Origin of the sequence: uncultured Campylobacter sp. (assembly GCF_937949835.1) — a bacterium.
In the GTDB taxonomy this organism is placed as follows: Bacteria; Campylobacterota; Campylobacteria; order Campylobacterales; family Campylobacteraceae; genus Campylobacter_B.
On record NZ_CALEDC010000385.1, the window covers coordinates 1 to 9,002 of the forward strand.

General features: G+C 48.9%; 8 protein-coding genes. 2 read left to right on the forward strand and 6 right to left on the reverse strand.

Annotated elements, in window-relative coordinates:
• From Q0256_RS08720 to mnmG, 5 genes are all read right to left on the reverse strand, one after another.
• Positions 1-447, reverse strand: a 447-nt coding sequence (locus Q0256_RS08720; protein ID WP_297962265.1) for a riboflavin synthase, incomplete at its 3' end; no start/stop codon positions are given.
• A 101-nt stretch (positions 448-548) separates the two neighbouring features.
• Entirely contained in the window at positions 549-869 is a 321-nt protein-coding gene (locus Q0256_RS08725) for a c-type cytochrome (protein ID WP_297904747.1), read from the reverse strand.
• Between the two features lie 279 nt (positions 870-1,148).
• A complete protein-coding gene (locus Q0256_RS08730; protein WP_297962266.1) occupies positions 1,149-2,702 on the reverse strand; it encodes an ATP-binding cassette domain-containing protein in 1,554 nt (517 codons plus the stop codon).
• 325 nt (positions 2,703-3,027) lie between these two features.
• Complete coding sequence (locus Q0256_RS08735) at positions 3,028-3,789, reverse strand: hypothetical protein (RefSeq protein ID WP_297962267.1); 762 nt, start codon at positions 3,787-3,789, stop codon at positions 3,028-3,030.
• A 64-nt stretch (positions 3,790-3,853) separates the two neighbouring features.
• A complete protein-coding gene (mnmG, locus tag Q0256_RS08740; protein ID WP_297962268.1) occupies positions 3,854-5,728 on the reverse strand; it encodes a tRNA uridine-5-carboxymethylaminomethyl(34) synthesis enzyme MnmG in 1,875 nt (624 codons plus the stop codon).
• A gap of 236 nt (positions 5,729-5,964) precedes the next feature.
• Between mnmG and bioB the strand changes: the two genes are divergently transcribed.
• Together bioB and Q0256_RS08750 are read left to right on the forward strand one after the other, a co-directional pair.
• On the forward strand, positions 5,965-6,957 hold the full coding sequence (gene bioB / locus Q0256_RS08745; protein WP_297962269.1) for a biotin synthase BioB: 993 nt from the start codon (positions 5,965-5,967) through the stop codon (positions 6,955-6,957).
• Positions 6,958-6,996: 39 nt separating this feature from the next.
• Positions 6,997-7,422, forward strand: a complete 426-nt coding sequence (locus Q0256_RS08750) for a hypothetical protein (protein WP_297962270.1) — start codon at positions 6,997-6,999, stop codon at positions 7,420-7,422.
• Between the two features lie 330 nt (positions 7,423-7,752).
• Here Q0256_RS08750 and Q0256_RS08755 read toward each other — a convergent pair.
• Positions 7,753-9,002 (reverse strand): hypothetical protein (locus Q0256_RS08755; protein ID WP_297962271.1); only part of this gene is annotated, 1,250 nt, incomplete at its 5' end.

Here is a 9,002-nt window from a genome sequence, read left to right on the forward strand (position 1 = left end):
CCCGTGCGTACCGCCGCCCCCAAGCACTTCGTTGATCGTTAGGCTCACGCCGTCGATCGCTACCGAGCCCTTCGGCGCTAGCAGCGGCGCTATATGCATCGGCGCTCGGATGAAAAAATCGACGCCGCTTGCAAGCTTTGAAATTTTATAAATTTCACCCACAGCATCGACGTGCCCTTGGATCAAATGCCCGTCTATGCGATCCCCAATCCGCATCGCAGGCTCGATATGCACAGGTCCGCGCAGGTTTTGCACGGCGATGACGCGCGCCGTTTCGCTCGAAAGCTGCACCGCAAATCCATCCGCAAAAAGCCGTGTCACGCTCAGGCACGCGCCGTTTACCGCGACGCTATCGCCGAGCGCGGGGCGGTATCTCGCGCGCAATCGCAGCAAATCGCCGCTAAAGCTCGCAACCTGCGCGATCTCTCTGATCAGTCCGTTAAACATTATGAGCCTTTGGAATTTTTACGTGATATTAGCGTAGAATTTTAAAATTTAAAGTTAAGCGAAGCTCGGCGAGCGCGAAGCTCGCCGAATGAAGTCTGAAATTATTTTTTAGAAACGATGAAATCGGCTAGCGCTTCGATCGATTCGTCGTTAAGCGAAGCTGCTTGACCTTTCATAACGCCCATCATGCCAAATTTTCCCTTGCCGTCGCCTAGAGTGCCGTCTTTGTAGCCTTTTAGGCTAGCGATGATATCTTCCTTGCTTAGGGTGTTTAGCGCAGGTACTTTGCCGCCAAGATAAGGCTTCTCGGCGTTAGCTCCATGACAGGCCACGCATTTTTTATATAAAGTAGCGCCGTCAGCGGCGAATACACTCGAACTAAACGCCGCAACCGCAGCACATGCAATAAGAACTTTTTTCATTCCTATCCTTTCTTTTTAAATTGTGGGTGCAGTATAATCAAAATTTAGTAAATTTCGGTTAAATTTTTGCAATTTGCGCCAAAGAGGCAAAATTCTATCTACTGCAAACTTTAGCATAGGGGCTTGAAGCGGAATTTGCGCTATAAAATTTTAAGCGAATTTCGCCTTGCCACTTAAATTTCAATCGTAGAATTTCGCAGCGAAATCCTAAGGCGAAATTTCATCTAGACGCCAAATTCCATCGCGAAATTCTGCGTAGAATTTTAAAATTTCGCCGCTTTACTTTATGCGCGAAATTTCGCCTCTTTGCATCTTATAAATTTTATCTGCGGCGCCGAAGTATTTATCATCGTGCGAGATCGCAAAGATCGTATATCCGCGCGATTTCAGCTCGGGCAAAATCCGCTCGTAAAACTCCGCGCGAAACTGCGGATCGAGATCGGCGGCAAACTCGTCGAGCATCAAAAATTTTCGCCCGTCCATCAGCACGCTTACGAGCGCTAGGCGCTTGCGCTGCCCGCTAGATAGGCTCGTGGTGCTAAATTTAGCCCCCTTTAGCTCAACCTTATCCTGCAGGTGCGTGAGCGCGAGCCACTCGCGCGCGATCTCCGCATCGCCCGTAGCGTAGTCGAAGAGATAAAAATCGCTGAAAACCGCGCTTATGTTGTTGCTGTAGGCGCGCAGATCAGAGGGTTTAAGAGCCGCGCCGTCGGCTAAAATTTCGCCTGCTTGCGGCGTATAAAGGCCCGCTAAGATCATAAAAAGCGTCGATTTTCCGCTGCCGTTTTCGCCGATTAAAAACACCGTCTCGCCCGCATTTAGCTGCAAGCTTACCCCTTTGATGCCGAACCTGCCGCCCGGATACGAAAAGCCCACGTCTTTAAGCTCCAAGCTGCGCCACGGCTGCATTTGCGCAAGCTCGAAGCCCTGCACGAAAGGGTCTAAATTTAACTCATTGATCTTTGCGTAGGCGATCTTTGCGCGCAGCACGCTAGGAAGCGAGAATATGAGCATCATCAAAGGCGCGCGCAAAAAAAGCACCGTAAGCGCGATCGTTACGGCGTTTGCAAGTTCCGCCTTGCCTCCGCTAAGCCCAAAATAAAGCACAAATCCCACCGCGCCAAGCATCATTACATTCATAAAATTACTCGCGAATGCGCCGTAAACCTCGGCTCGCAGCGAGCTTTGGCGCAAATTTTGCGCGTTGGGCAAAAAGTCGTTTTCGTATAGGCTCTTTGCTTTGGCTAGGCTTAGTGACAGCTCCTTGTGCCCCTCGATCGCCGCGGCGTAGTTTTTATACAAAACGTCCTCGTTTTGGCGGTACAGATCGTAATTTTGCATTACCTTTTTCATCAAAAAACGGTTGAAAATCATCAGCGCGCCGATCCAGACGAATAAAAACGCAAACATCATAGGCGCGATGTACAGCACGTAGATACCGCAAAATAGCACTATCATCGCGCCTTGGATCAGCTCGGAAATGCGCATAAAGCCCTCGGTCAGGCGCGAAATATCGCTGGAAAGGGACGCAAGCAGGTTCGCCTTCGACGCAGCCTCGATGCGCTCGAACTTCGTATCGATGATCTGCTTGATGATCTTGGTGCGCAGATCGAACACGAAGTCGTTTTCCATCTTGCAAAGCATGATGCGGCTTAGCACCGAAAGCAGCAGAAATATCGCCAAAAGCGCGAAAAATAGCGCGATGATCCTGCCGCCTCTTTCGGCGCCGTCAAGTAGATATTTATTGATAAAGCTTAAAATTAAGATCCCCGAGCCGCTGTAAATCGCGTTTAGCGCGAGCATCGCGAGGATTTGTTTGGTATATTTTTTCATCTTTCGCCCCAATGAAATTTGAGCGCAATTGTGGCAAAATTCGCTTGAAAAAACGGTTAAATTTTAAATCCGTTCTCATTTCGCGAATAAAATTTTACCCGGGTTGCGTAAAATTCCGACGTAAATTTATCCACTTTTGGCGCGCCAGGAGCGATAAGCTTTATCTGTATTTACGCCCCTGACAGAAATTAGCAGATAGGATTAAATTTGACGGATCGCAAAATTTTGAATTAAATTTAAAAATCTAAAGCGGCAGAGCACAAAATTTAACTATATTTTTAAATTTTATAAGCTTTACCGGCTCTGCTAAAATCCAAATTTAACTCTAGGCATCGCCCTTTTTGTTGCGCTCCGTGATAAATTTAGCTAATAAATTTACCTCCAATTTGCTTACTTCAAATAACGCCGTGATTTTCTTTTCGGCTAGGTCTAAATTTTTATTACAAACGGCTTTGAAATATCTACGCAGCTCGGCGTAATCGTTTGGATCGCTGATCATAAAATTACAAAACAAACCGTTTTTGCCCTGTAAAAATATCATATCAAAAACGCTATCGACGTCACCTCCGAAGTGAAAAATGATCTGAGGCAAAAGCACTACGCAGATCGTCGCTAAAATTATAAAAATAGATGTCGCTACGGGCAGCACTACAAACATAGCCGCCATGATAACGACAAGAAATATTACGCCTGTTTTACCGCCGACGCTATCTAGCCCGTAATGTATCGGAAGCGCATAGGATACTGTTTTGTGAAGCTTTCGTATTTGACGCGGCGTAATTTCCGCAAAAATTTCGCCGTCAATTATCTTGACGATTTTATCGTTGTAAAAATAGACATAAGCGTTTCTATAGAAATTCATATCGAATTTTCTCCTGCCTATGACGAGCAAAAAGTATAATGAAATTTTAAACATATCGGAGTTGCCGCTAAAAAATACGTTTCTTAAAGTTCCAAAAGCCATTAACGCGAGCATCAAAATAATCGAAATTTTTATGACTTGATTAGTTTCGTCTTTGATGACTAGCGGCTCTTTGTCGTAGTCTCTTGCATTTTTTTTCAGGCTTAAATTTAACTCATCTTGCATGCTCATTCCTATTTTGCCTGTGTAGTAAAATTCTACTACAGCTTTCTCACGCCAGACGCGCAGCTTATTTCAGGCCAAAATTTTGCTTGATGTAGATGTGCAAAATATCGATCGCGGCGGGCGTTACGCCGCTGATCTCGCTCGCGGCAAACAGCGTCGGCGGCGCAAAGCGGTTTAGCTTCTGCACGATCTCATTACTAAGCCCGCCGATCTTGCTAAAATCGATCTGCGGCGGGATCGCGACGCCCAGCAGCCCCTTCATCCTCTCGACCTCTGCGCGCTGCATCGCGATGTAGAAATGATACTTGCACTGCGTTAAAATTTCATCCAAAACCTCATCGCTAAAGCCCTCAAAATGCGGCGCCAGAGCAAGCAGTCCCGCCTTTGAAAAACCGCTTTGAGAGGCGATTTTTTGTAAACTACAGCTTTGCGAAATAGGCTCCGCGCCAATGCTTTGCAGCAGGCTAAGCGTCTGTTTTGAAGGGGTAATCTGCGTTTTTAGCAAAAATTCCATTCCGCTCTGCGCGTCGTGCTTAAATTTGCTCGCCCGCTCGTAGCTCGCCTCGTCTAAAAGCCCGATCTCGCGGCCATATTCGCTTAGACGCAGCACGGCGTTGCCCTCGCGCAGCAGCAGGCGAAATTCCGCGCGCGAAGTAAACATTCGGTAAGGCTCGTTCGTGCCCTTGGTGACGAGATCATCGATCAAAACGCCGATATACGCCTCATCTCTACGCAAAATCAAAGGCTGCCGCCCGCGCAAATCAAGCACGGCGTTGATGCCCGCCATCAGCCCCTGCGCCGCGGCCTCCTCGTAGCCGGTGGTGCCGTTGATCTGCCCCGCTAAAAAAAGCCCGCGGATCTTTTTGGTCTCGAGGCTGCGCTTAAGCTCGGTAGGATCGACGAAATCGTACTCGATCGCATATCCGGGGCGGACAATTTTAGCATTTTCAAAGCCTCTGATCGTGCGCAAAAACGCAATCTGCACGTCGTAAGGAAGGCTCGTAGAAAGCCCGTTTACGTAATACTCCGTAGCCTCGCGCGTCTGCGGCTCGACGAAGACGTGGTGGCGGTCGCGAGCCGGAAATTCATAAATTTTAGTCTCGATGCTCGGGCAGTAGCGCGGGCCGGTGCTTGAAATTTGCCCCGTAAACATCGGCGCGCGGGCGAAATTTTCGCGGATGATCTCGTGCGTGCGCTCGTTCGTATAAGCGATGAAACAAGCAAGCTGCTTCGGCGCAAAATTTTTGCTGCGAAAGCTAAAAGCGCGCGGATCCGCGTCGCCGTCTTGGCGCTCAAGCACGCTAAAATCGATCGTCTTAGCATCGATCCTTGGGCAGGTGCCCGTCTTTAGTCGCCCCATTTGCAGCCCTAGACTCCGTAGCGATTCGGCTAGCTCGACGCTAGCTAGCTCGCCCACGCGCCCTGCTTGCAGCTTGTTCTCGCCCACGTGAATTAGCCCGTTTAAAAAGGTGCCGGCGGTGATTATCAGATGCTCGGTCTCATAAACGTTGCCAAGATGGGTCTTAACGCCGCAAACGCGCGGAACGCCTCCTTGCTCGCAGGTTAAAATTTCGCTCGCGATCTCCTGACTTATGTCCAGCCCCTGCGTGTTTAGCAGCAAATTTCGCATGTAAATGCGGTATTCGTCCATATCGATCTGAGCGCGCGAGCCGCGCACCGCGGGGCCCTTGCTCTCGTTTAAAATTCTAAACTGCAGCCCGCACGCATCCGCCGCAAGCCCCATCTGACCGCCCAGCGCGTCGATCTCCTTTACCAGATGTCCCTTCGCAAGGCCGCCAATTGCAGGGTTACAGCTCGCAGCGCCGATCTGCTCGGCTAAGATCGTAATTAGCAGCGTCTTTGCGCCCATTTTTGCGGCGGCTAAGCTTGCCTCGATACCCGCGTGTCCGCCGCCCACAACGATAACGTCGTATTTCATTTTTTACCTTTAAATTTAAAGTCGCAATTTTAGCCAAAATAAAATTTCAAAACGATAAATTGCGCGCGGATACCGCAGACGAGCCGTCCGTAAAAGCTACGGCACAAAAGCGGCGCACAAAGGGCATAAAATTCCGCGTAAATTTTTAGCGGAAAATTCCTATGCCAAAATTTCGCGCTCGAGCTTTGCTTTAAATTTCGCATTGTATAATTACGCATTTTTATCAAAAAGGATGAATGCTGATAGATAAGGCTTATGTTTGCGCGCTGAAAGATCGCGTGATAGGCGGCTGCGGGATTGCAAAGCAGCAGGCGCTAGAGCTGGCGCGATGCGAGGATTTGGGCGCGCTTTTTGCAGCGGCGGATGAGATCAGGCGCGAGTTTTGCGGCGATAAATTTAATCTCTGTACGATCATAAACGTAAAATCGGGGCGCTGTAGCGAGGACTGCAAATACTGCGCGCAGTCGGCGCATTTTAACACGGGCTGCGAGACTTACGGAATTTTGAGCGAGCAGCAGGTGCTAAGCGCCGCGCTTGCAAACGAAGCCGAGCAGACGCACCGCTTTTCGCTCGTCGCCAGCGGGCGCGGAATTTCTCAAAAAAGCTCCGATCTTAAGGCATACTGCGAGATCTATGAGCGGCTGCGAAGCGAAACGCGGCTGCATCTGTGCGCCTCGCTGGGAATCGCCTCAAAGCCCGCGCTGGCGCTGCTTAAAGCTAGCGGCGTGCAGACCTATCATCACAATCTCGAGACTTCGCGCAAATTTTATCCGCAGATCTGCACGACGCACAGATACGACGACCGCATCCAAACGATACAAAACTGCCGCGCCGTGGGGCTTGACGTATGTAGCGGCGGGATTTTCGGGCTGGGCGAGAGCATGGAAGATCGCATCGATATGGCGCTGCAGCTGCGAGAGCTGGGCGTTAGCTCCGTGCCGATCAATATCCTGACCCCGATCAAGGGCACTCCGCTGCAAAACGCCGCGCCGCTAGCGCACGATGAAATTTTAAAATCGATCGCGATCTACCGCTTCATCTTGCCGCGCGCGTATCTGCGCTTCGCAGGCGGCAGGCGGAATTTGGGCGAGCACGTGCGCACGGCGCTTGGATGCGGCATCAACTCGGCGCTTACGGGCAATTTCCTAACCACCACCGGCGATAGCATCGCAAGCGATAAGGCGCTTGTGGCGCAGTGCGGGTTCGACCTCGCAAAGGGCGCAGATTAGCGGCGGTCGGGAATTAAAGATAAAATTTAAGAGGCGGCTATGAAGTTAAAATTTTTCCTTGCCCTTATTTTAGTCGTGTTGCTTGGCGGCTGCTCGCTGCTCTCGCAGGGCGACGAGGAGGCTTCATTAGTGGCGGACGCGAGCAGATGCGATGTCGCAAACCCGCTAAGCAAGGAGCAGCCAAACCGCTGTGCGAAGTGGCAAAAGACTGACGCCAAAGTCGCGCAGACGGCGCAAAAGCAAGCGGTATCGCAAGATACGCTTAATTCATTCAGAGCGGACAGCGCGCAAGCTCAGCAAAGAGCGCAGGAGAGGTATATCGCCACGCAGCAAAGCCTAATGCAACACCAAGCGCAGCAGCAGATGAGGCAGATGCAGCAGCGGCAAAATATGAGAAATTTACAGAACGAACAGAACTGGAACAGGTTGCGTAATCTGGAAAATATAAGCAGCAGCGGGTTTTAGCCGTGAATTAAAATTCGATCTAAATTTTAATTCGCGCGACTTTCATTCTAGAGCAATTAGCCTAGATAAAAAAATATGATGAAATTTTAATCAACATACTACAAAATCAAATGAGGTCTTAAATTTCAAGGGCAGGCAGCTAAATGCTAGAAAATTTTAATTGATTTTAAGTGATGAAATGGTGACCCACAGGGGATTTGATTATAATATATATATCGCCTAAAATAGGCAAGATGTAAATTTTAGTTATACACTTTTTTATACAAAATTTATAGTCAGCTAAAAAATCAGCAAAAAGTAATCGGCAGGGGGGGATAAATTTAGGCAATCTTACCGTGTCGATAGGTTTTTTATCGCGCTATTCGGCTCATCCAATACGCTATCATCGATCGATATTAACGTGCCGCCCGTAAGCCCGATGTCGTATTCTACGTCGCGCTCATAAAATCTACGCGTTACGTCGCCATCATCTTGCTGCGCGTCACCGCTAACGCTGATTACTTTTTCGTCGTCACTTTGCTCTTGCATATCTGTATCTTGCGTGTCGCCGTGTTTGCGAAATTCCGAGCGTATATCCTGCACCAGAGCAAAAGCCTTACTGCCGATACCTACTACTTTCAGTGCGGTAGTGAGGTAAAGCTGTGACGTGCTAGTAGCTCCTGCGGCGGCAAAGCCACCGATAGATACTCCTTGTGCCGCATTTACCGCAGAGCTCGCGCCCGCGTTTGTGCCAGCCCAAGAGCTCACGCTTACGCCGTTGTAGAGCTGGCAGGTTTGATTTGCTCCACTTGCTCCAGCTACGGCTTGATTTGTCGCGGTGCTCGCGTTTTGAGCGGCGACGGATTGGGTAAAAAGAGATTTTACGGAGAGATAGATCGAGCCTATTGCGCCTATAAAACCCATCACGCGTCCGAATTTAGCTAAGCTTTTTTTACCCGAAAGAGAGCCTATTGTAGCGATAAATCCACCGACTCCGCCTATGGTCGCTACAATAGCAGCAATTCCTGACAAGCCTAACGCAGAGCTTCCGCCTATAGTTGCAGTTGCTAATGGAGCATATGTGGCGATCGCCATAAAAGAAACAACAAAACTCGCTATTATCAGCGCGGCAGAAAGAAGCGTTTTCCAGTGATTAATTTTTGTTTTGCTTTTATAGAGTATGGTGTGATAGGAGTTCCATGTCTTTAAAAATTCTCGTATCCCCATGATAGGGCTATTGCTATCCGCATAAAATAAAGGAGCTGCATACGCAGAAAATTCATCAGGGTCTGTTTTTCCTCCCCTAAACGGATATCCTAAATATAAAAGTCCTCTGTCCGTATCGGCAAAGGCTATATATGCACTAGATGTTTGCCACCCATTTAAAGTGTGATATGTCGAAACATAGGAGGTTGTCTGCTCATAGTGCATGGCCCCAACGGCGGAGGCGAAAGTATCTACTGATGGATATAACCCAGTTTGTCCTATTATGTTCCCAATACTTTTTCCAGCCGAAATACGAAAGCGATAAAAATCGGTTTTTCCAATCCAGAAGCTGTCAGTTATTTGCCCATCATCTGGACCCCTATATGGCTCGCTAG

Bases quoted from the DNA above. Each gene is read 5' to 3' on its own strand.
- bioB (WP_297962269.1), top strand. From the start codon at position 5,965: ATGCTGATAGATAAGGCTTATGTTTGCGCGCTGAAAGATCGCGTGATA.
- Q0256_RS08730 (WP_297962266.1), bottom strand. From the start codon at position 2,702: ATGAAAAAATATACCAAACAAATCCTCGCGATGCTCGCGCTAAACGCG.
- Q0256_RS08750 (WP_297962270.1), top strand. From the start codon at position 6,997: ATGAAGTTAAAATTTTTCCTTGCCCTTATTTTAGTCGTGTTGCTTGGC.
- Q0256_RS08725 (WP_297904747.1), bottom strand. From the start codon at position 869: ATGAAAAAAGTTCTTATTGCATGTGCTGCGGTTGCGGCGTTTAGTTCG.
- Q0256_RS08735 (WP_297962267.1), bottom strand. From the start codon at position 3,789: ATGCAAGATGAGTTAAATTTAAGCCTGAAAAAAAATGCAAGAGACTAC.
- mnmG (WP_297962268.1), bottom strand. From the start codon at position 5,728: ATGAAATACGACGTTATCGTTGTGGGCGGCGGACACGCGGGTATCGAG.